This is a genomic window from Acidilutibacter cellobiosedens (assembly GCF_004103715.1).
Lineage (GTDB): Bacteria > Bacillota > Clostridia > Tissierellales > Acidilutibacteraceae > Acidilutibacter > Acidilutibacter cellobiosedens.
Genome location: NZ_CP035282.1, coordinates 2,521,481 through 2,542,455 on the forward strand (window position 1 = coordinate 2,521,481; position 20,975 = coordinate 2,542,455).

The 20,975-nt window shown below is 37.0% G+C and carries 13 protein-coding genes, 25 tRNA genes, 3 rRNA genes and 1 riboswitch; of the genes, 2 read left to right on the forward strand and 39 right to left on the reverse strand.

The features are described from left to right. Positions 1-23: 23 nt before the first annotated feature. From EQM13_RS18265 to EQM13_RS12175, 5 genes are all read right to left on the reverse strand, one after another. Positions 24-176, reverse strand: coding sequence for a hypothetical protein (locus EQM13_RS18265; RefSeq protein WP_159429069.1), 153 nt, complete (start codon positions 174-176; stop codon positions 24-26). Between the two features lie 196 nt (positions 177-372). After that, a riboswitch (cobalamin riboswitch) is annotated at positions 373-552 on the reverse strand. A gap of 103 nt (positions 553-655) precedes the next feature. After that, positions 656-1,636 carry an acyl-CoA dehydratase activase gene (locus EQM13_RS12160; protein WP_071140940.1) on the reverse strand — a complete coding sequence of 327 codons (981 nt, stop codon included), beginning with the start codon at positions 1,634-1,636 and terminating at the stop codon, positions 656-658. After that, complete coding sequence (locus tag EQM13_RS12165) at positions 1,611-2,720, reverse strand: CoA protein activase (RefSeq protein WP_071140939.1); 1,110 nt, start codon at positions 2,718-2,720, stop codon at positions 1,611-1,613. Before EQM13_RS12165 ends, EQM13_RS12160 begins: the two co-directional genes overlap by 26 nt. Continuing rightward, positions 2,692-3,693, reverse strand: coding sequence for an acyl-CoA dehydratase activase-related protein (locus EQM13_RS12170; RefSeq protein ID WP_128752826.1), 1,002 nt, complete (start codon positions 3,691-3,693; stop codon positions 2,692-2,694). The genes EQM13_RS12165 and EQM13_RS12170 overlap by 29 nt, the downstream gene beginning before the upstream one ends. Positions 3,694-3,856: 163 nt before the next feature. After that, positions 3,857-5,269, reverse strand: a complete 1,413-nt coding sequence (locus EQM13_RS12175) for a hypothetical protein (protein WP_128752828.1) — start codon at positions 5,267-5,269, stop codon at positions 3,857-3,859. Between the two features lie 141 nt (positions 5,270-5,410). Between EQM13_RS12175 and EQM13_RS12180 the strand changes: the two genes are divergently transcribed. Beyond that, on the forward strand, positions 5,411-6,418 hold the full coding sequence (locus EQM13_RS12180) for a ribonuclease H-like domain-containing protein (protein WP_128752830.1): 1,008 nt from the start codon (positions 5,411-5,413) through the stop codon (positions 6,416-6,418). A 107-nt stretch (positions 6,419-6,525) separates the two neighbouring features. Here EQM13_RS12180 and EQM13_RS12185 read toward each other — a convergent pair. From EQM13_RS12185 to EQM13_RS12320, 28 genes are all read right to left on the reverse strand, one after another. Continuing rightward, positions 6,526-6,598: transfer RNA gene (locus EQM13_RS12185), tRNA-Phe, on the reverse strand. A 4-nt stretch (positions 6,599-6,602) separates the two neighbouring features. Further along, positions 6,603-6,679, reverse strand: a tRNA-Ile gene (locus tag EQM13_RS12190). A 35-nt stretch (positions 6,680-6,714) separates the two neighbouring features. Beyond that, positions 6,715-6,788: transfer RNA gene (locus tag EQM13_RS12195), tRNA-Pro, on the reverse strand. A gap of 12 nt (positions 6,789-6,800) precedes the next feature. Beyond that, positions 6,801-6,873 (reverse strand) — tRNA-Val (locus EQM13_RS12200). A gap of 23 nt (positions 6,874-6,896) precedes the next feature. Beyond that, positions 6,897-6,971, reverse strand: a tRNA-Trp gene (locus EQM13_RS12205). A gap of 18 nt (positions 6,972-6,989) precedes the next feature. After that, positions 6,990-7,066, reverse strand: a tRNA-Ile gene (locus EQM13_RS12210). A 35-nt stretch (positions 7,067-7,101) separates the two neighbouring features. Beyond that, positions 7,102-7,175: transfer RNA gene (locus tag EQM13_RS12215), tRNA-Pro, on the reverse strand. 12 nt (positions 7,176-7,187) lie between these two features. Next, positions 7,188-7,260, reverse strand: a tRNA-Val gene (locus EQM13_RS12220). A 23-nt stretch (positions 7,261-7,283) separates the two neighbouring features. Then, positions 7,284-7,358: transfer RNA gene (locus tag EQM13_RS12225), tRNA-Trp, on the reverse strand. 18 nt (positions 7,359-7,376) lie between these two features. After that, positions 7,377-7,453: transfer RNA gene (locus tag EQM13_RS12230), tRNA-Ile, on the reverse strand. A gap of 16 nt (positions 7,454-7,469) precedes the next feature. Then, positions 7,470-7,560 (reverse strand) — tRNA-Ser (locus EQM13_RS12235). A gap of 12 nt (positions 7,561-7,572) precedes the next feature. Beyond that, a tRNA-Ser gene (locus EQM13_RS12240) sits at positions 7,573-7,662 on the reverse strand. A gap of 9 nt (positions 7,663-7,671) precedes the next feature. After that, positions 7,672-7,747, reverse strand: a tRNA-Lys gene (locus EQM13_RS12245). Positions 7,748-7,765: 18 nt separating this feature from the next. Continuing rightward, positions 7,766-7,843, reverse strand: a tRNA-Gln gene (locus tag EQM13_RS12250). Between the two features lie 7 nt (positions 7,844-7,850). Next, positions 7,851-7,927: transfer RNA gene (locus EQM13_RS12255), tRNA-Arg, on the reverse strand. A gap of 10 nt (positions 7,928-7,937) precedes the next feature. Continuing rightward, positions 7,938-8,011 (reverse strand) — tRNA-Gly (locus EQM13_RS12260). A gap of 18 nt (positions 8,012-8,029) precedes the next feature. Beyond that, a tRNA-Tyr gene (locus EQM13_RS12265) sits at positions 8,030-8,115 on the reverse strand. Continuing rightward, positions 8,116-8,191 (reverse strand) — tRNA-Thr (locus EQM13_RS12270). Positions 8,192-8,743: 552 nt separating this feature from the next. Beyond that, positions 8,744-8,820: transfer RNA gene (locus EQM13_RS12275), tRNA-Asp, on the reverse strand. A 64-nt stretch (positions 8,821-8,884) separates the two neighbouring features. Further along, a tRNA-Val gene (locus EQM13_RS12280) sits at positions 8,885-8,960 on the reverse strand. A gap of 6 nt (positions 8,961-8,966) precedes the next feature. Beyond that, a tRNA-Glu gene (locus EQM13_RS12285) sits at positions 8,967-9,041 on the reverse strand. 87 nt (positions 9,042-9,128) lie between these two features. Continuing rightward, positions 9,129-9,205 (reverse strand) — tRNA-Met (locus EQM13_RS12290). A 15-nt stretch (positions 9,206-9,220) separates the two neighbouring features. Continuing rightward, a tRNA-Leu gene (locus EQM13_RS12295) sits at positions 9,221-9,307 on the reverse strand. Between the two features lie 13 nt (positions 9,308-9,320). Continuing rightward, positions 9,321-9,395 (reverse strand) — tRNA-Asn (locus EQM13_RS12300). A gap of 3 nt (positions 9,396-9,398) precedes the next feature. Further along, positions 9,399-9,515: ribosomal RNA gene (gene rrf / locus EQM13_RS12305) — 5S ribosomal RNA — on the reverse strand. A 64-nt stretch (positions 9,516-9,579) separates the two neighbouring features. Beyond that, a 23S ribosomal RNA gene (locus EQM13_RS12310) occupies positions 9,580-12,511 on the reverse strand. A gap of 41 nt (positions 12,512-12,552) precedes the next feature. Beyond that, positions 12,553-12,628, reverse strand: a tRNA-Ala gene (locus tag EQM13_RS12315). Between the two features lie 84 nt (positions 12,629-12,712). After that, a 16S ribosomal RNA gene (locus tag EQM13_RS12320) occupies positions 12,713-14,242 on the reverse strand. Together the 16S, 23S and 5S rRNA genes with 7 tRNA genes alongside form the textbook arrangement of a ribosomal RNA operon. Positions 14,243-14,561: 319 nt before the next feature. Here EQM13_RS12320 and EQM13_RS12325 point away from each other — a divergent pair. After that, positions 14,562-15,476, forward strand: coding sequence for a selenium metabolism-associated LysR family transcriptional regulator (locus EQM13_RS12325; protein ID WP_071141354.1), 915 nt, complete (start codon positions 14,562-14,564; stop codon positions 15,474-15,476). 114 nt (positions 15,477-15,590) lie between these two features. Here EQM13_RS12325 and EQM13_RS12330 read toward each other — a convergent pair whose 3' ends face one another. The 6 genes from EQM13_RS12330 to EQM13_RS12355 all read right to left on the reverse strand — a co-directional run bounded on the left by EQM13_RS12330 (position 15,591) and on the right by EQM13_RS12355 (position 20,920). Then, positions 15,591-17,012 carry an aminopeptidase gene (locus tag EQM13_RS12330; RefSeq protein WP_071141355.1) on the reverse strand — a complete coding sequence of 474 codons (1,422 nt, stop codon included), beginning with the start codon at positions 17,010-17,012 and terminating at the stop codon, positions 15,591-15,593. 13 nt (positions 17,013-17,025) lie between these two features. After that, a complete protein-coding gene (locus EQM13_RS12335) occupies positions 17,026-17,685 on the reverse strand; it encodes a response regulator (RefSeq protein WP_071141356.1) in 660 nt (219 codons plus the stop codon). Next, entirely contained in the window at positions 17,682-18,848 is a 1,167-nt protein-coding gene (locus tag EQM13_RS12340; protein ID WP_128752832.1) for a sensor histidine kinase, read from the reverse strand. The genes EQM13_RS12335 and EQM13_RS12340 overlap by 4 nt, the downstream gene beginning before the upstream one ends. Before the next feature lie 16 nt (positions 18,849-18,864). Next, the gene (locus EQM13_RS12345; RefSeq protein WP_128752834.1) at positions 18,865-19,323 is read right to left on the reverse strand and encodes a chemotaxis protein CheW; all 459 of its coding nucleotides are present in this window, start codon (positions 19,321-19,323) and stop codon (positions 18,865-18,867) included. Positions 19,324-19,521: 198 nt separating this feature from the next. Further along, positions 19,522-19,923 carry a hypothetical protein gene (locus EQM13_RS12350; protein WP_114219294.1) on the reverse strand — a complete coding sequence of 134 codons (402 nt, stop codon included), beginning with the start codon at positions 19,921-19,923 and terminating at the stop codon, positions 19,522-19,524. Beyond that, positions 19,901-20,920, reverse strand: a complete 1,020-nt coding sequence (locus EQM13_RS12355) for a LacI family DNA-binding transcriptional regulator (protein ID WP_071141360.1) — start codon at positions 20,918-20,920, stop codon at positions 19,901-19,903. Before EQM13_RS12355 ends, EQM13_RS12350 begins: the two co-directional genes overlap by 23 nt. Between the last annotated feature and the right edge of the window lie 55 nt (positions 20,921-20,975).

Consider the following 20,975-nt stretch of genomic DNA (forward strand, 5'->3'; position numbering starts at 1 on the left):
TTTTCTTTGTCTGTATATTTTTCTTATTCCTTAACTGGTTTTACCTCTTCATTTATTGTTTCCGTAGGTACTATTCGGTTTCCTGTATCTACTGCCAGTCCCAAATTTGAAAATGTTCCTATCAACATAATAATCGATAAGAATAATGCTAACATTTTTTTGCTGAATATTTTCATTTAATGCACCTCTCTTTTCCCCTTATTTTTATATATAATCAACATAATTAAGGCTATTTTGCTCTTATTTTATGTTGTTTTATAACTACTTCAACTAAAAAAATCCCAACTTCCGTGAAGTTAGGATTTTTATTTAAGTAAAGCACATATTTATCTAAACAAAAAAGACATTAAACTTACCTCAATCCCGGAAGGTTAGTGCTCTCATATATAGGCAGGTCTCCTGACTTATGGATCAGCACTTGACTTTTATCCTTCCCAAGATCGCTCTCAGTGGTATTATTAAAAGCAGCTCCCCAATTACAGTGGCCGGACCGCTCAGGATTTTCACCTGATTCCCTTTTAATTTCTAAAAACCTAAATATCTTATCTATATTCAGTTTTATAAATTAATTTAAAAAATTTCACTATTTTAATTGTATAATAGTATAATCAAATTTTCAATACATTTATACATTTTTTATAACTCATACGAAAACCTATGCAAATTTGCTTTCCCTGTTATTAAGTGAATTAGTCCATTTACCGCATCTGTCTCCGTACCTTGCTATAACTACATCGTTTTCTTTTATCTCTACCACTTCACATGCATTTGAACAGCCTAAGCAGTCAATTCCCTTTACATGGTATTCCATCTCTGATATCCCAAATCCTCTGAAATTGGTACTTTTCTTTTTTCTCATTTCTTCCTTGGCAAGAATTCCTGCACCTACTGCCCCCATCACGTCAAAATATTCGGGAACATATACACTCGTATTTAAAGTTTCCTCAAAGGACTGTTTTATTCCTTCATTAGCCGCTACTCCTCCTTGAAATACCACAGGGCTTTCGATATTCTTGCCCTTACCTACATTATTCAAATAGTTCCTTACCAACGCATCACATAATCCTTTAACGATATCTTCCTGATTATGGCCTAACTGTTGTTTGTGAATCATATCGGATTCCGCAAAAACCGCACATCTTCCAGCTATTCTCACTGGATTGGAGGATTTCAATGCAAGTTTTCCAAAATCCTCTATGGATATTCCCAACCTTTCTGCCTGCCTATCCAGAAATGAACCTGTACCGGCGGCACATACCGTATTCATGGCAAAATCAACTACTATATTATCTCTCAATATTATAATCTTAGAATCCTGGCCTCCGATTTCTATTACCGTTCTTACATCAGGAACATACATGAGAGCGGCAACTGCATGAGATGTTATTTCATTCTTAACCACATCGGCTCCCACAATAATATTTGCAAGATATCTTCCGCTGCCGGTAACTCCCACTCCTTTTATATTAATATTTTTTCTGTTATCTCCAATATCCTTTAGCCCTTCCTTTAATATTTCAATAGGGCGTCCCTGAGTTCTTATATACATTTTATTTAATACTTTATTATTTTCACTTAACAACACTATATTGGTACTTACACTTCCCACATCAATTCCAAGATAACAATTTTCCATACTTTTTCTCCTCTCTTCTTCTTTTAAGTAAATCCACAAAAGCCTCCAGTCTTGTTATATAACCTGATTCTCCTGTCATTTCATCTACTACCAAGGTCATAATTGGAATATTATAATCCTTCTCTATATTCGGAAGTATACTCTTTGCTACTATCTCAGGCATACAATTTAAGGGAAGAAGCTGAATTACTCCATCAAATCCTTTATTGGCATAAATTATGGCACTTCCTAAAGTTTCTCTGCAATGTCCCCCTATTAACTCCTTCATATAGGGCCTTGCATAATGAAATTTTCTTTTCTCTTCCTTTGAACCAAAGGGAAATTTGTAAACATGATGTTCTATCCACTTAGTCGGTGTCAAAGATTTTTCGACTATAACACCCATATGCCCCAATTTTTTTTCAACTTCAAAGTTAACAAATGGTTCAATTATTGTGTATATCTCACCTATTATTCCAATCCTAATGGGATCCCTGTTGTTATCCGTTTTTAAACTGTTAAGCTTATCTTTTACATCTTCCATCAAAATAAGCAGTTCTTTCGCCCCAAATGTTTTTTCCGCTTTTCTATAATAATCTTCCATTATGTTATCAACCTTATAGCTTTCCTCTGCATATGCTCTTTTTATGTTTGATAATTGAGTTAAATCATCGGCTTTGCTGATCAATGTTCTTCCTAATCTAGCTACCGTAGGTATCTTTTTTATATTTTTGATATTTAATCCTTTTTTTAATCCTGATTTTAAATTATCTATTCCCTCTCCTATAGGATCAAAAACAATTAGATTTACATCGTATCCCAGATCTTTTAAGATATTTCTTTCCAATACGGAATAATATCCAAATCTGCACGGCCCGCAACTCCCTGTTATTAGTATTGTATCTGCCCCTCTTTCTATGCTTTCCACATAATTCCCTATATTTATCTTAAAAGGCATACACATCATTTCAGGAGAGTATTTCGTCCCTATCTCAAGGGTTCTGTTGCTGCATCTGGGAGGAGGAATTACCTCCTGACCTAATTCTTCAAGAAGTGCCTTACCGGCTATATAAGTATTACCCAAGTGTGGAAATGTTATTTTCATCTCTATCCCTCCACATCATCATATCTAAAAATGCCTCTATTCTTGTATTTATTCCTGCCTCTCCCGTTTGTTCATCCACCGTTATGAGCATAAAGGGAACCATTTTTTCTTTAGCTTTTCTTTCTATTAAATCAACAAGTATCGAATCCATTCCACATCCAAAAGAAGAGATATAAATCATTCCGTCGCATAAACCTTCTTCTATAGCACAAAAGGATGAACCTATTATTCTCTTGCCATAAGTCCAAAACATCCTTTTAGGTAATTTTGAAGAATAAAATAATATTTTATTTTCGTCTATGGTCTCGGAAGTTATAACCTTTACATTGTTTTTTACTAATTTATAAGCTAAATTCATATTTATATAATTATCATATATATTATAAGGATGGCCTACCATCATTATTGTTCTCTTCTTTTTGTCATGCAAAGAATTTATATCTTTTAAAGTCCTACTTTGTGTTTTTACTCCTTCAATCGATATTATTTTTTTATTTATAAGGTTTTTGTATTCTTTAAAAACTTTTGTTGAGCTATTATAAGCTCTTCTTATTTTAAATAAATCAGGTGTAATCTTCGTCCCTATTTCCAATACCGATTTCTTTATATTGTTATTTCCTTTATACAGGTTTACGGTAGTACTTATAATCTCCGGAAGTTCATCAAAAGAATTTTTTATCATTTCCGGAAGCCCTAATATTTTGGGACAAAAATACTCCTTTCTGCATACGCTCATGATTTTAGGTATAAATAAAAAATCAACTTTATCCTTAAGATAATATACATGTCCATGAAATATTTTTACAGGAAGACATGATTCGTCTACGCAATGGGTTACTCCCTTATCCAATATTTCTTTATTTGTATCGGGAGAGACTATTACCTTCGCTCCCAACTCTTTAAAAAACAAATCCCATAAGGGAAAATAATCATAATATAACATTGCCTTTGGAATTCCGATCTTATATGCCATTTTATCCCTCTTTCTAATTTATTAGTGATTTCAAAATCACTCCTTTATATATTATTGACATATAAAAAAAATATATAACAAAAAATAGGTATTACAAAACTACCGTACAGTAGTCTTGAAATACCTACTTCTTGATAAAGATAAAAAAGAGTTGTTACATAAATTATTTATCCTTTTCTATACTATCTTGAACCATTGCATATAAGATGTTTTGATAATATTTTGCTTCTTCATAGGAAGTAACGGAACTATCCAATGCAATATTTATATAACTCATCAAATCGTCAATATTATTAAAAACATATGGAATCTCAGCCATCAAATTCCTCATCCTGATTTTTCTTTGTACATTATTGCTGGGCAAATTTCTAAAAATATATTGAATAAAATTTTCCGTAATTTGTTCGGAATCATCTAATGTCATAGGATCTCTTTGATTATGAGGCAAAAATCCTAAACTATCTAATTTCATATCATTTAAATAATAAATAATCTCTTCAATTATAATCAGATCCCGGTTCAATTCTTCATCGGCTTTTTCCCTAAAAATATGGTCTTCATCCAATTTTTCTAAATTCTTAGCTCTTTCTTTTATATTATCGTAAACATCTTTGGATTTTTCTTTAAGGAGGGTAATTAAATGTTCTTTATTATTTTGATTATTATTCCAATATAAAGCCCATTCCGATAATATCTTTTCATCTATATTGTTTTTAATTAAATCCTTTGTACTAAATATTACAATTAATTTATTGATTAAGATTCCTAATATTCCAACAAAATGTATAAGATCTGTAATGCTATTCTTTATAACCGTCAAATCTTCAAAAGATTTTTTTAATTCATCATTGGAACATTGCTCATAATTTTTTACCTTAAATTCTTCGATTCTTCTAAAATAATTATCAAATTTTACACCATAACTTCTTTCCATGGTACCATTAAAGATAATTTTATATTTCTCAATATAAAATTCTGCTGCCTTTTTAGGAAACCCCTTAATCTCCTCTTTCAAAGAATCTCCTATAATATCTGAAAATTTATATTTTGTTATTCTGAAAGGTAATATTTTAACAATATTAAAAATTAAATCATTCAATTGTTCTTGGTCTTTTATATTGTCATTTAAGTAATAATAGATGTTTTTAAAAAATGTATATGAATTTTCGGGCCTTGTATCTTCTGAGCTAAATTTATCTTTTATATAACGTTTTTCAATATAATAATTTATGTTTTCAAAGATATAATCAATTTCAATATCATAAGCAGATAAAGAATTTAATATTTCGCAAATTTCTTTCCTCTGATTTTTTACAAGCTCAAGTTTTGATTCAGAACTTTTTAGCTGTTCTTCTATATTTAATCCGATATTTTTTATCTCATTATACAGAGAAACTATATCTTCCCCTTCTTTTCCGTTATTATTTTTTATTCCTTCCAAATCATTTTCCTGTTCTACACTATCCGAAAGGACTAAAAAGTTTTCCAAAAAATCATATAAAGCAACTAATCCAAAATTATTTTTTTGTGCATTGTTTATTTCCAAAAAAGATTTTTTTATGTCTTTAATTTCCACTGCAACTCTCCTCTCAATATAAATAATATTTGATACAAAAGTTAAAAAAGTCTATAATTTATTTGACATCTTATTTAATTATAACACTTTTATTTAATTTAATAAGTAAAAAATATTTGAGTATACGTTAAGAGGTGAAAAATGAAAAACTATATTAATACAGAGCCTATATCCATAGATACAAAAAAATATTTCGATACAGATAAAATATGTTTTTTAGACATTGAAACCACGGGGTTCAGCAGAGAAAAAAGTTTTATATATTTAACCGGAATACTTCTTCCTCATAATGGTCATCTTTCAGTTAATCAGATTTTCATTGATAATCCCAATGAAGAAGACGAGCTTTTAAAAGAAGTAATGAAAATAGCGGAAAGATATAAATATATAATTACCTATAATGGGGACAATTTTGATCTTCCTTTTTTAAATTACAAATATAAAAAATATAATATTGATTATAAAATTTCTTATGATAAAAGTATTGATCTATATAGGATAATTAAAAAAGAAAATGATTTTTTAGGCCTTAAAGATTTAAAGTTAAAATCCGTCGAAAAATATCTTAATATATTCAGAGAAGATAAAATTAGTGGAAAAGAATGTACAAATATGTACTATAAATATATGAATCAAAGAAATGAGGATCTAAAGAGGAAAATACTACTTCACAATTATGAGGACATAAAAAATTTACCTAAATTGTTATCCATATTTAACATAATAGAAGATAAGAAAACTGTAGAAATGTCAGTTTCTTCCAAACCCTTTAAAATAATATTAGAAGAAATGAATATTCAAGATGAATCGTTGGAAATCAAATTTCAATGGCATGGGCTGAAAAATATTCCTATCATATATTTTGATGAAAACTTCAGTTTAAAATACGATCCCACTAATAAAGAGGGAATATTAATCTTACAATCAAATCAAGGTTTATTGTCAAACAACAAGAAATGTCTTTATTTAAATTTATCAAATTTTCCTGAATTGAAGCCTATTAAGGACAGTACCTCCTTTTGCCTTCCTGAAAACATAATATTATTAAAAGCAGATAAAATCTTAATTACCGATAATATCATAAATATAGTTAAAAATATAATAGCTTTTATTGTAAAAAAGCCTTCTATTGAAGCATTAATAAATTAAGGAAGCCTTTTTTGAAACCCATTTACGGAAAATTTATATTAAGGAAATTATAATTTTCCTATGGATTATAAAAAAAATAGACTTATAACATTTAAGTCTATTTTTAGTGCCCAAAGGCGGAATCGAACCACCGACACGAGGATTTTCAGTCCTCTGCTCTACCTACTGAGCTATCTGGGCAAAATGGTGGGCCTTCAGGGACTCGAACCCCGGACCTGCCGGTTATGAGCCGGACGCTCTAACCTACTGAGCTAAAGGCCCTCAATTTTTGAAAAATAATCATATAATTCTTCTAATCGGAGTGGTGGGATTTGAACCCACGGCCTCATGGTCCCGAACCATGCACACTACCAAGCTGTGCCACACCCCGCTATCTTTACAGTGGGTACAATAGGGCTCGAACCTATGACCCCCTGCTTGTAAGGCAGGTGCTCTCCCAGCTGAGCTATGCACCCTAATCCTAATAATTGTTTACTATTGGCAGGGGTGGCAGGATTTGAACCCACGACATTCGGTTTTGGAGACCGACGTTCTACCACTGAACTACACCCCTTTATAACAAATATAAAAATGGTGGGCCTTCAGGGACTCGAACCCCGGACCTGCCGGTTATGAGCCGGACGCTCTAACCTACTGAGCTAAAGGCCCTCAATTTTTGAAAAATAATCATATAATTCTTCTAATCGGAGTGGTGGGATTTGAACCCACGGCCTCATGGTCCCGAACCATGCACACTACCAAGCTGTGCCACACCCCGCTATCTTTACAGTGGGTACAATAGGGCTCGAACCTATGACCCCCTGCTTGTAAGGCAGGTGCTCTCCCAGCTGAGCTATGCACCCTAATCCTAATAATTGTTTACTATTGGCAGGGGTGGCAGGATTTGAACCCACGACATTCGGTTTTGGAGACCGACGTTCTACCACTGAACTACACCCCTTTATAACAAATATAAAAATGGTGGGCCTTCAGGGACTCGAACCCCGGACCTGCCGGTTATGAGCCGGACGCTCTAACCTACTGAGCTAAAGGCCCCTATTCTTTTACTCTTTGGCGGAGAAGGAGGGATTTGAACCCTCGCACCCCGTAAAAGGTCTACTCCCTTAGCAGGGGAGCCTCTTCAGCCACTTGAGTACTTCTCCTTACAAGCTAAATGGCGGAGAGGGTGGGATTCGAACCCACGCGGGCCAAAGACCCAAACGGTTTTCAAGACCGCCCCGTTATGACCGCTTCGGTACCTCTCCAACAATATATGGTGACCCATCGGAGACTCGAACTCCGGACACCCTGATTAAAAGTCAGGTGCTCTACCACCTGAGCTAATGAGTCATAATAATTTTATAATTTTGGCTGGGGTGGCAGGACTCGAACCTGCGGAAATGCTAGAGTCAAAGTCTAGTGCCTTACCGCCTTGGCTACACCCCAAAATTAATGGTGCACCTAGGAGGATTCGAACCCCCGGCACACGGATTAGAAGTCCGTTGCTCTATCCACCTGAGCTATAGGTGCTAATTTCTTCTGGAGCGGGTGAAGGGAATCGGACCCTCGCAACCAGCTTGGAAGGCTGGGGCTCTACCACTGAGCTACACCCGCACATATATTATTTTTTCATGGTGGAGGGGACTGGATTCGAACCAGTGAAAGCTCAGCTAACGGATTTACAGTCCGTCCCCTTTGGCCAACTCGGGAACCCCTCCTGGAGCTGGTGAGAGGACTTGAACCCCCAACCTACTGATTACAAGTCAGTTGCTCTACCAATTGAGCTACACCAGCAGATTTATTAAATTTCTGCCTTAAAACTACAACACTGCTTATATTAACTGTTCCACTAAGCGATTCACTCCAAATCGAAATACACGATTTGGGTTCTCTGCTTATACCAATTGAGCTACACCAGCAGATTTATTAAATTTCTGCCTTAAAACTACAACACTGCTTATATTAACTGTTCCACTAAGCGATTCACTCCAAATCGAAATACACGATTTGGGTTCTCTGCTTATACCAATTGAGCTACACCAGCAGATTTATTAAATTTCTGCCTTAAAACTACAACACTGCTTATATTAACTGTTCCACTAAGCGATTCACTCCAAATCGAAATACATGATTTGGGTTCTCTGCTTATACCAATTGAGCTACACCAGCATGTTTATTAAATTTCTGCCTTAAAACTACAACACTGCTTATATTAACTGTTCCACTAAGCGATTCACTCCAAATCGAAATACATGATTTGGGTTCTCTGCTTATACCAATTGAGCTACACCAGCATGTTTATTAAATTTCTGCTTTCGATTTCATCATTTGTTATATTGTTTTTAATGGCGACCTGGATGGGGATCGAACCCATGACCTCCAGCGTGACAGGCTGGCATTCTAACCAGCTGAACTACCAGGCCGCATTTTACTTACCATCATTTATATATTATTACTTCTACTCACTTTTGCCACTACATTTTTTATTGGTGGGCACAATAGGGCTCGAACCTATGACCCCCTGCTTGTAAGGCAGGTGCTCTCCCAGCTGAGCTATGCGCCCTCCTTTTGGTGACCCTACCGGGATTCGAACCCGAGTTACCGCCGTGAAAGGGCGATGTCTTAACCGCTTGACCATAGGGCCTCAATAGTTACATATATTTTATTATATTGATATCATAGAACAGAAAAAAATAATAATTTAATTTCTTTATTATTCTATTTTTATAAATGGTTGCGGGGGTTGGATTTGAACCAACGACCTCCGGGTTATGAGCCCGACGAGCTACCAGACTGCTCTACCCCGCGATATAACCACCCTAATGCCGGGAACCGGAATCGAACCGGTACGATCTTTTAAGGACCGCAGGATTTTAAGTCCTGTGCGTCTGCCTGTTCCGCCACCCCGGCTTATCTTTTCTTTTGGCTCTTGGGGTGGGGCTCGAACCCACAACCTACCGGTTAACAGCCGGTTGCTCCGCCATTGAGCTACCCAAGAATGTTCTGGCAACGTCCTACTCTCCCAGAGCGTTTCCACTCAAGTACCATCAGCACTGAAAGGCTTAACTTCTGTGTTCGGTATGGTTACAGGTGTTTCCCTCTCGTCTTTGTCACCAAATACTTTTTCCTTTTTTCCTTTTACTTCCTTACCCTTTTCCCTGAAAACTTTGAAGAAGAATCTTTAGGTCAAGCCCTCGACTTATTAGTTTCTCTCAGCTTAAAGTATTACTACTCTTCCACCTGAGACCTATCTACCAGTTCGTCTTTCTGGTGTCTTACCTCCTTTGCGGAGTGGGAAATCTCTTCTTGAGGTCTGCTTCGTGCTTAGATGCCTTCAGCTCTTATCTTTCCCAGACTTAGCTTCTCAGCTCTGCCTCTGGCGAGACAACTGATTCACCATCGGTCTGTCCATCCCGGTCCTCTCGTACTAAGGACAGCTCCTCTCAAATTTCCTGCGCCTGCGACGGATAGGGACCGAACTGTCTCACGACGTTCTGAACCCAGCTCGCGTGCCTCTTTAATGGGCGAACAGCCCAACCCTTGGAACCTATTTCAGCCCCAGGATGAGACGAGCCGACATCGAGGTGCCAAACCTCCCCGTCGATGTGAACTCTTGGGGGAGATAAGCCTGTTATCCCCAGGGTAGCTTTTATCCGTTGAGCGATGGCCTTTCCACTCGGTGCCACCGGATCACTAAGTCCAAGTTTCCTTCCTGCTCCACCTGTATGTGTCGCAGTTAAGCTCCCTTCTGCCTTTACACTCTTCGTACGATTTCCAACCGTACTGAGGGAACCTTTGAGCACCTCCGTTACTCTTTGGGAGGTGACCGCCCCAGTCAAACTGCCCAACTGACAGTGTCCCTGTACTGGCTTCACAGTACTTGGTTAGAATTTCAATATCATAAGAGTGGTATCCCACTTTTGACTCCATAAATGCTGGCGCACTTACTTCTCTGCCTCCCACCTATTCTGTACATATGATATCAAAATCCAATGTCAGCCTACAGTTAAGCTCCATGGGGTCTTTCCGTCCTGTCGCAGGTAACACGCATCTTCACGTGTACTACAATTTCACCGGATCCCTTGTTGAGACAGTGCCCAAGTCGTTACACCTTTCGTGCGGGTCGGAACTTACCCGACAAGGAATTTCGCTACCTTAGGACCGTTATAGTTACGGCCGCCGTTTACTGGGGCTTAAGTTCTAAGCTTCGTATTTCTACTGACTCTTCCCCTTAACCTTCCAGCACCGGGCAGGTGTCAGCCCCTATACTTCGTCTTTCGACTTCGCAGAGACCTGTGTTTTTGGTAAACAGTCGCTTGGGCCCTTTCACTGCGGCCGGATTATTTCCCAGCCGTTTGGCCTTCTCTTCTTCCGGCACCCCTTCTCCCGAAGTTACGGGGCTATTTTGCCGAGTTCCTTAACAAGGGTTCTTCCGTGCGTCTTAGGATTCTCTCCTCGCCTACCTGTGTCGGTTTCCGGTACGGGCAATCATATACTCGATAGTGCCTTTTCTTGGCAGTTTGGATTCGGATGCTTCGCTACTTCTTTTTTCGCTCCCCATCACCTCTCATAACTCTTTCACGGTTTTCCCTATGAAAGCTTACTTCAGGCTTAGACACACTTTTCCATCTGTGTGCTCATCTTATCCTCCTGCGTCAGCACCTCTCTCTAACGCATATTCTTGGTACAGGATTCTCAACCTGTTGTCCATCGCCTACGCCTTTCGGCCTCGGCTTAGGTCCCGACTTACCCTGAGCGGACGAGCCTTCCTCAGGAACCCTTAGGCTTTCGACGGGCAAGTTTCTCACTTGCCTTTTCGCTACTCATGCCAGCATTCTCTCTTCTGTTTCGTCCACTACTCCTTTCGGTATAGCTTCTTCCTCACAGATTGCTCCTCTACCGATATTTCTATCCCACAGCTTCGGTGTCAGGTTTAGCCCCGGAAATCTTCGGCGCAACGTCACTTGACCAGTGAGCTATTACGCACTCTTTAAATGTATGGCTGCTTCTAAGCCAACATCCTGGTTGTCTCCGTAACTTCACATCCTTTGCCACTTAACCTGCACTTTGGGACCTTAGCTGGTGATCTGGGCTCTTTCCCTTTTGACTACGAAACTTATCTCCCGCAGTCTGACTCCTATTTCTATGAGTATGGCATTCGCAGTTTGATAGGTTTTGGTAACACTTTGTGCCCCTTTACCATTCAGTGCTCTACCTCCATCTCACTTTCCATAAGGCTAGCCCTAAAGCTATTTCGAGGAGAACCAGCTATCTCCGGGTTCGTTTGGCATTTCACCCCTACCCACAGTTCATCCGATAGTTTTTAAACACTAATCGGTTCGAGCCTCCACGGAATTTTACTTCCCTTTCACTCTGACCATGGGTAGCTCACCCGGTTTCGGGTCTACTATATGCAACTTTCGCCCTATTCAGACTCGGTTTCCCTACGGCTCCGCAGCTTCACTGCTTAACCTTGCTGCATATCGTAACTCGCTGGCCCGTTCTACAAAAAGTACGCAGTCACACTTTCTAATAGTGCTCCTACTGCTTGTAGGCATAGGGTTTCAGGTTCTTTTTCACTCCCCTCCCGGGGTTCTTTTCGCCTTTCCCTCACGGTACTATTCCTCTATCGGTCATCGGTTAGTATTTAGCCTTGGGAGGTGGTCCTCCCTGCTTCCCACCGGATTTCTCGTGTCCTGTGGTACTCTGGTTCACAACTGTCGAGTTTCTTTGTTTCGCCTACAGGGCTTTCACCTTCTCTGGCGGAACTTCCCAGTCCCTTCGGCTGCTTTTCTTCTCTCCTTATGTTGTGTCCTCAACCCCGAAGGTTTAACCCTCCGGTTTGGGCTCTTTCCTTTTCGCTCGCCGCTACTCTGAAAATCGATTTTTCTTTCTCTTCCTTGGGGTACTTAGATGTTTCAGTTCCCCCAGTCTCCCTTCATTCACCTATTTATTCAGTGCATGATGCCTGAGGTTTGCTCAGGCGGGTTCCCCCATTCGGATATCTCCGGATCTATGTCTGTTTGCGACTCCCCGAAGCATTTCGGCGCTTACCCCGTCCTTCTTCGGCTTCCGATGCCAAGGCATTCACCCTATGCCCTTATTTGCTTGACCTACTTCTTTTCTTCTTCTTTACTTTTCAGTTCTCAAGGTTCTGGTGGAGATGAGGAGATTCGAACTCCTGACCCCCTGCTTGCAAGGCAGGTGCTCTCCCAGCTGAGCTACACCCCCAAAGAGTTAAAACCATATTATATTAATATTTCCTATTAATATATTATTTATAAATTAATACAGTGGGAATTAAATTCTCCTTAGAAAGGAGGTGATCCAGCCGCACCTTCCGATACGGCTACCTTGTTACGACTTCACCCCAGTCATTAACCCTGCCTTCGACGGCTGCTCCCCTTTCGGGTTCGCTTACCGGCTTCGGGTATTGTCAACTCCCATGGTGTGACGGGCGGTGTGTACAAGACCCGGGAACGCATTCACCGCAGCATGCTGATCTGCGATTACTAGCAACTCCAGCTTCATGCAGGCGGGTTGCAGCCTGCAATCCGAACTGGGATCGGCTTTTTGGGATTTGCTTCGCCTTACGGTGTCGCTTCCCTCTGTACCGACCATTGTAGCACGTGTGTAGCCCAAGACATAAAGGGCATGATGATTTGACGTCATCCCCACCTTCCTCCGATTTATCACCGGCAGTCCTTTTAGAGTCCTCAGCTTTACCTGTTAGTAACTAAAAGTAAGGGTTGCGCTCGTTGCGGGACTTAACCCAACATCTCACGACACGAGCTGACGACAACCATGCACCACCTGTCTCCTCTGTCTCCTAAAAGCCATATATATCTCTATATACTTCAGAGGGATGTCAAGCCTTGGTAAGGTTCTTCGCGTTGCATCGAATTAAACCACATGCTCCGCTGCTTGTGCGGGTCCCCGTCAATTCCTTTGAGTTTCAATGTTGCCATCGTACTCCCCAGGCGGAGTGCTTATTGCGTTAGCTGCGGCACTGAGCTTTGACACCCAACACCTAGCACTCATCGTTTACGGCGTGGACTACCAGGGTATCTAATCCTGTTTGCTCCCCACGCTTTCGTGCCTCAGCGTCAGTTTAAGTCCAGAGAGTCGCCTTCGCCACTGGTATTCCTCCTAATATCTACGCATTTCACCGCTACACTAGGAATTCCACTCCCCTCTCCTTAACTCAAGCTGAACAGTTTCATATGCTTATTAAAGTTAAGCCTTAACCTTTCACATCTGACTTGTTCAGCCGCCTACGCACCCTTTACGCCCAATAATTCCGGACAACGCTCGCCCCCTACGTATTACCGCGGCTGCTGGCACGTAGTTAGCCGGGGCTTCCTCCTCGGGTACCGTCATTATCTTCCCCTAGGACAGAGCTTTACGATCCTAAAACCTTCTTCGCTCACGCGGCGTTGCTGCATCAGAGTTCCCTCCATTGTGCAATATTCCCCACTGCTGCCTCCCGTAGGAGTCTGGACCGTGTCTCAGTTCCAATGTGGCCGTTCACCCTCTCAGGCCGGCTACCCATCGTCGCCTTGGTAGGCTTTTACCCTGCCAACCAGCTAATGGGACGCGAGGTCATCTCACACCGATATTCTTTAACTTACTCTGCATGCGCAGTGTAAGTATCATAGGGTATTAATCCCGGTTTCCCGAGGCTATCCCCTTGTGCGAGGCAGATTCCTCACGCGTTACTCACCCGTCCGCCGCTAAGGAATACGTATTCTTCCCGAAGGCTTCCTAAGTATTCCTTCGCTCGACTTGCATGTGTTAAGCACGCCGCCAGCGTTCGTCCTGAGCCAGGATCAAACTCTCAATTTAAAGTTTGCCTTTGCTCTTATCAAACACTAACTTCTTTTTTACAACTTGTTTTTTACTCAAATTTATTCCCACTGTTTAATTTTCTTGGTTCATTGTTGACCTTCTTACTATAGCATAAACAGCTCTCTTTGTCAAGGCCAACATTCTTTATTTTTTATGATTTACAATTGATGCTCTTTTTTGTGACAACTATTTTAATATACCAGCTTAAAATTCATTTGTCAATAGAAAATTAAATTTTATTATTATTTTTTTACTTTAAAAATATACTCATTATCTGATAATATATAATTAGAATTTGAAGAAAGCGGTGATCTTTTTGGATTTAAGACAATTAGAAACTTTCATAGAAGTTGCAAATTTGAAAAGCTTCTCAAAAGCTGCCGATAAATTGTACATTACTCAGCCCACTGTAACAAACCATATACAAAACTTAGAAAAAGAGATGAAAACTTCTCTTATAAATCGCTCTGGCAAAAATATATCATTGACTCCTTCTGGAACCATATTATATGAATATGCTATTAATATAATTAATTCATGCAAGATGGCTAAATTCAAATTGGAATCCTTCAAAGGTAAAATACAGGGACATTTAGACATCTTTTCAAGTACTATTCCCAGTAAATATGTACTTCCAAACATTGTATATAATTTTCTTTTAACATATCCTGATGTAACTTTCTCCTTAATATCCAAGGATTCTAAAAGTATTATAAAAAGTATCCTGGAAGGGCAGAGCGATTTTGGAATAATAGGGACGAAACACTGTGCTAACCAATTAGAATATATTGATTTAATGGAAGATAACCTTTTTTTAATTACTCCTAACATCAAAAGGTTTTCTTGCCATAACTATTCTACATTAGAAAAAAATATACTCTTAAAAGAAAAGATAATAATGAGAGAAAAAGGTTCGGGTGTAAGAGAATTAGTAGAAAGGCAGATGGAACTAAATTTCTTAAATTTAAAGCAACTAAATATAATAGGATACGTTGAAGATACGGAAATAATAAAAAAACTTGTTTCCTTAGGAGCAGGAATAAGTTTTCTTTCGGAAATATCTGTAAAAGATGAAATTCAGCAAAAAAAAATTAAAATATTCAACATTGATGGATTCAATCTTAATAGAAAATTTTATTTTGTATACCATAAAACCAGACATCTATCACCTTTAAGCGAAGCCTTTAAAAATTTTACCTTAAATTATATAGCATCCAATATTAATAATTAGTAAAAAAATATATATAACTGAAAAAGGGGCCGGTACATAATCGGTCATTATTAGTTGTACCAGCCTTTTTATTTATTGAAATCTCAAGTATTTAAAGCATATTGGTTTCAACTTTTATTTAGACAAATAAAAATATTTATATCCCTTGTAAGTTTCATAAACGTCCCCTTTACTTACTATCTCATAAGGAGCATGCATACTCAAGACAGGAACTCCGCAATCCACTACATCCATTCCATAATTAGCTAAAATATATGCGATAGTTCCTCCTCCTCCTTGATCTGTTTTACCTAATTCTCCTGTCTGCCATACGACTTTATTTTCATCAAATATTCTGCTTACATAACCGATAAATTCTGCATTTGCATCATTAGAACCACCTTTTCCTCTTGAGCCGGTATATTTAATTAAACTAATACCATTACCAACTACGGCAGAATTGTTTTTCTCAAAAGCCTCCGGATAATTCGGATCAAATCCTGCTGCAACATCAGCAGACAACATTCTTGAATTTGATAACGTCCTTTTAAATTTAATTAAGTTTGAATCTTTACCTAAAATTTCTGCTACTGCATTTTCAAAAAATTGAGAATGCATTCCGGTGCTGCCTACACTCCCGATCTCCTCTTTATCCACAAATAAACCTACGGATGTTCTTTCCGGGATATCCATATCTAATATTGCCTTTAGAGAAGTATATGCACATACTCTATCGTCATGACCATAAGAAGATATAAGACCTCTGTCCAATCCTACGTCTCTTGCCTTGCCTGAAGGTACCGCTTCTATTTCTGCCGTCAGAAAATCAGATTCGGTTATTCCATATTTCTGGTATAAAGTATTCAATATATTAAGTTTTATTTTATTATCCAAATCCTTCTCCTTATAAGGAATACTTCCTGCAATAATATTAAGCCCTTCTCCTGCTATTCCTTCGTCAAGAGTCTTAGCCATCTGGTCTTTAGCCAAGTGAATTAATAAATCCGTTATTAGAAATACAGGGTCCTTTTCATCTTCTCCTATTTCAACTTCTATTTCTTCCCCATTCTTCTTAATTACAATTCCATGAAGAGATAAAGGAATGGAAACCCATTGATATTTCTTTATTCCGCCATAATAATGGGTCTTAAGCAAAGCTAAATTTGAATCCTCATAAAGAGGAGCTTGCTTCAAATCAAGCCTTGGCGAATCTATATGAGAGCCGATTATATTCATTCCCTTTTCCATATCTTCCTTTCCTATGACAAAAAGTGCTACTCCCTTATTTTTATTATTAAAATAAATCTTATCTCCGGCTTTTATCTTCTTTCCAGTTTCTAATATTTTTTCTAATGGTTTAAACCCTTTTTCTTCAGCCCTTCTGATTATCTCTTTAGTTGCTTTTCTTTCAGTTTTTCCGACATTTAAAAATTCTTTATAATCCTCACCCATTTGAAAGATCTTGTTGAACTCATCTTCTTCAACATACTCCCAAGTATTTTTATGTTTTAAGAATAATTCCTCCTGAAGCATTTTCCCTTTACTCTTTTCACTCATTTAAATCCCACCTTTATATTTTCTTTATATTATTTTTATAAGCAAATATGGCTGCTTGGATTCTATCATTTACTTTAATCTTCTTAAATATATTAGAAACATGATTTTTAACAGTTTTTTCGCTTATGTATAATTTATCTGCTATCTCTTTATTGTTAATTCCTTCTGCCAAAAGGGTGAGAACTTCATATTCTCTTCTGGTTAAAGACTTAATCTTAGCTAAATCTTTATTCTCCTCTCCTTTTGAATTAATCTCATCAACAAGCATCGAAGCAATACTGGGCTGTATATAAGTCTTACCGGCATAAACGTCTTTAATGGCTTTGACCAAACTGTCCGAATCAGAATCTTTTAAAATATATCCATTTGCTCCAATTTTCATAGTCTCAAAAAGATATTCCCGAGCATCATGAATAGTTAGCATAATAATTTTAGATGTTTGTCCCATATCTTTCAATCTTCTTAATACTTCAATTCCATTTAATTTGGGCATATTTATATCCAATAATATAACATCAGGCTTACATTCTACTGCCTTCTTTATGGTCTCTTCCCCGTCTCCGGATTGAGCGATAACTTCAATATTATTTCCCAGCTCTAACAATTGCTTCAGTCCCTCTCTCATTAAAACATGATCGTCTGCTATCATCACTGTTATATTCTTACCTTTCATACGTATAGTTCCTCCTCTACAAATGGTATATAAAAATAAAGTTTCGTTCCCTTCCCTGGAGACGACTTAATTTGTAATTCACCATCTAATAATTCAATTCTTTCACGCATACTTATTAATCCAAATCCATTTTTCTTCGGCTCATATTCAATATGTTTATTATCGCAATCAAACCCAACTCCATTATCCGAAATAATTACATTTAATCTTGACTTTGCCTTCTCTACCATAATAGAACAAATACTTGCCTGAGAATGTTTTTTGACATTGGCCAGAGCTTCTTGAATTACTCTAAAAACCGCAACTCCTATAGTCGAATTAACATCGCTTATGTCGCCGATAACGTTTAACTTTACAATTATACTGTTTTCTTTCATATAATTATATATATATCTCTCCAACGTCGGCTTCAATCCTAAGTCGTCCAAAGACATAGGTCTTAAGTCATAAATTATTTTTCTTACATCTTTAAGGGTTTCTCTTACTATTGTTTTCAAGTTGCCGAGTTCAACCTTTGCTCTCTCTTTATCTAAATCCTGTAACTTTTCACACAGCTCTGCTTTTATCAAAATATTTGCCATGGATTGAGCAGGCCCGTCATGAATGTCTCTTGCGACTCTTTCCCTCTCTTCTTCTTGTCCTTCGATTATTTTAATACCTAAATATTGACGTTTCCCCAAGTCATCTATAGTTAAAAGGATTTGATCGGTATTTTCTTGAAGATATTTTACTGCAACTCCGATTTTTTTATTTACATTATCTGCCTTTTTCATAATGTCAAGATTGGCCTTAAGTCTTAATTCATACTCATATCTTCTTTCCAGCAAAGTTCTTTCTTTTTCTCTTAAGAGAATAAGTTTTATTCTTAAATCATTTGCTTCTTCATAAGCATCCTTTATATCCTGCTCACTATATATGTCAAAATTTTTACTAACGGTAGCAAGCTTAAACCTGGCCTTTCTTTCTTCAATTTCAGCAAAATCTACTTCCTTGGTTGTATTATCCACCAATTTTTTTATATCCGATAGTTCTTCTTCTATCCTTGTATATTCCTTTTTGATATTTTCCGATATATCAATTATTTCCTCTCTTCCTGTTTCAATAGCGTTAATTGTTTGATGAAATACATCATTGATCCTCTTTATGTTTAAAGAATCACTCATTACATACACCTCTAAACTAAATTTTCATCTGCTCTATTTCACTTTTTTCACTATCATTAAGAACTTTTTCTAAATCGATAATAATTATAAGCCTTTCTTCACTTAATTTTCCCACCCCTATTATATATTTTCTATCTATACTTGAAATAATATCCGGTGCAGGATCAATCTCATTGTCATTTAACCTTACCGTTTGAGATGCCTCATCTACTACAAACCCTATTTGTTTTTCATTAAGATTAATAATAATAACTCTGGTATCAGCATTAATTTCCGTATTCTCAAGATTAAACCTCTTCTTTAAGTTAATTATAGGTATTACTTTACCTCTATAATTGATTATTCCATCAATAAACTTAGGAGTATTGGGAACTTTCACCGTTTCTTTATAAGATCCTATTTCTTTGACATTCATAATATCAATTCCATATTCTTCTTTTCCTAATTTAAAAACTACATATTGATTTTCTGACATAAATCTTCCCTCCTATTCTAAATATAATATATTTCTACATTTTTCTCATTTATCCTTCTATATAATAAATATAATCTTTAGTACCTACTATTGAAATTGCAGGACTATTTTCCATTATTTGTAATTAAAATCAAAAATAATAGAACCCTGATTACTACTAAATATATAATTAAAAAGTACACAATGTGTACTTTTTAATTATATAAAAATAAGCATAAATAAAGACGCTAAAAAATCAATAACCCCTATTATCATAAATATCTTATTTAAAACCTTGTACAATTCTTTGCGAAATTTAAGATTGTCATGCATTCTTACCTTAGAAATAGTTTTATCATCAAATCGAGTTTGCCTCAACTCATCTATTGAAATCTCCCCTTCTGATTTTTTTACAATCTTCTTATGGAGAGACCAAGATTGTAATTCAAACACAACCCCAACTACCAAAAACACCATTGAGACTATAAAAAAATTATTACTCAATCTTGTAGAAAAACCTGTTTCTTTATTGATAAATAAGGATAAGAATAGCACCACTGCCATATCTATGGATAATAATATAATTATTAATTTTTTCCTATTCTGCTTGTATTTTTCCACAGCTTTCCCTCTTCTTTATTTGAAATGGCAATTTAATATTGCCCTTATCAAACTTTTCTTCCTTAAGTTCTTTAATGATTTTTCTTATTGCCACCGCTCCAATATCGTAATAGGGTTCTTTAATCGTAGTAAGTTTAGGTCTAAGAATCTGACTTATTTTAATGTCACCGTAGCCTGCCACAGAAATATCATCGGGTACCTTTACTCCGCAATCGTAGAAATAATTAATCAGCCCTATAGCAAGCTCGTCATGACTTAGGAATACCGCTGTAGCATCATATTTTTCTACTAAATCTTCAACTTCCTTGCCTATATCATATCCGTCTTCAATGCTACATCCTTTTGCAAAACAGATTAATTCGTCTCCCTCTCCAAATTCATCAATGGCCTTTTTATATCCTTCAATTTTGAACTTTTCCAATGAATATTCTTCGTTTTCATGAGTGCTGACATAAATAATATTTTTATGTCCCAAACTGATTAAATAATTAGTCATCTCATAACTTGCATCTAAATCGTCTATGGATACCGTAAGGACATTTTCCATATAGAAATACTTATTCAAATACACAAATGGTATGTTCTGTTGATCTATTTGTTCTTTAACTTTTTCATTTATTATTTCGGATATTAATATTATTCCTTCCACCTGTTTCCTATTCAATAGCTGAATAAATTTTAGCTCCGTCTCCTTATCTCCATAACTGCTGCACAACAATATATCATAATTATACATCTTACCTACTTCTTCAATTCCTCTAATTATCTGAGCTACATAGGAATTCCCTATATCAGTGGCAATCACACCTATCAAGAAAGATTTTTTAGTCACTAATGTTCTAGCCACCTCATTAGGTTTATATCCCAGCTCGTCAATAACCTCCAAGACTCTTTTTCTTACCTCGGGACTCACTGGTTTTGAATCATTTATAACTCTGGATACTGTTGATATAGAAACTTCCGCCATTTTAGCCACATCTTTAATTGTTGCTGACATTTTCAATCCTCCTATTCATAGGTGTATTAATTATCTTTAATTATTTGTTAAATTA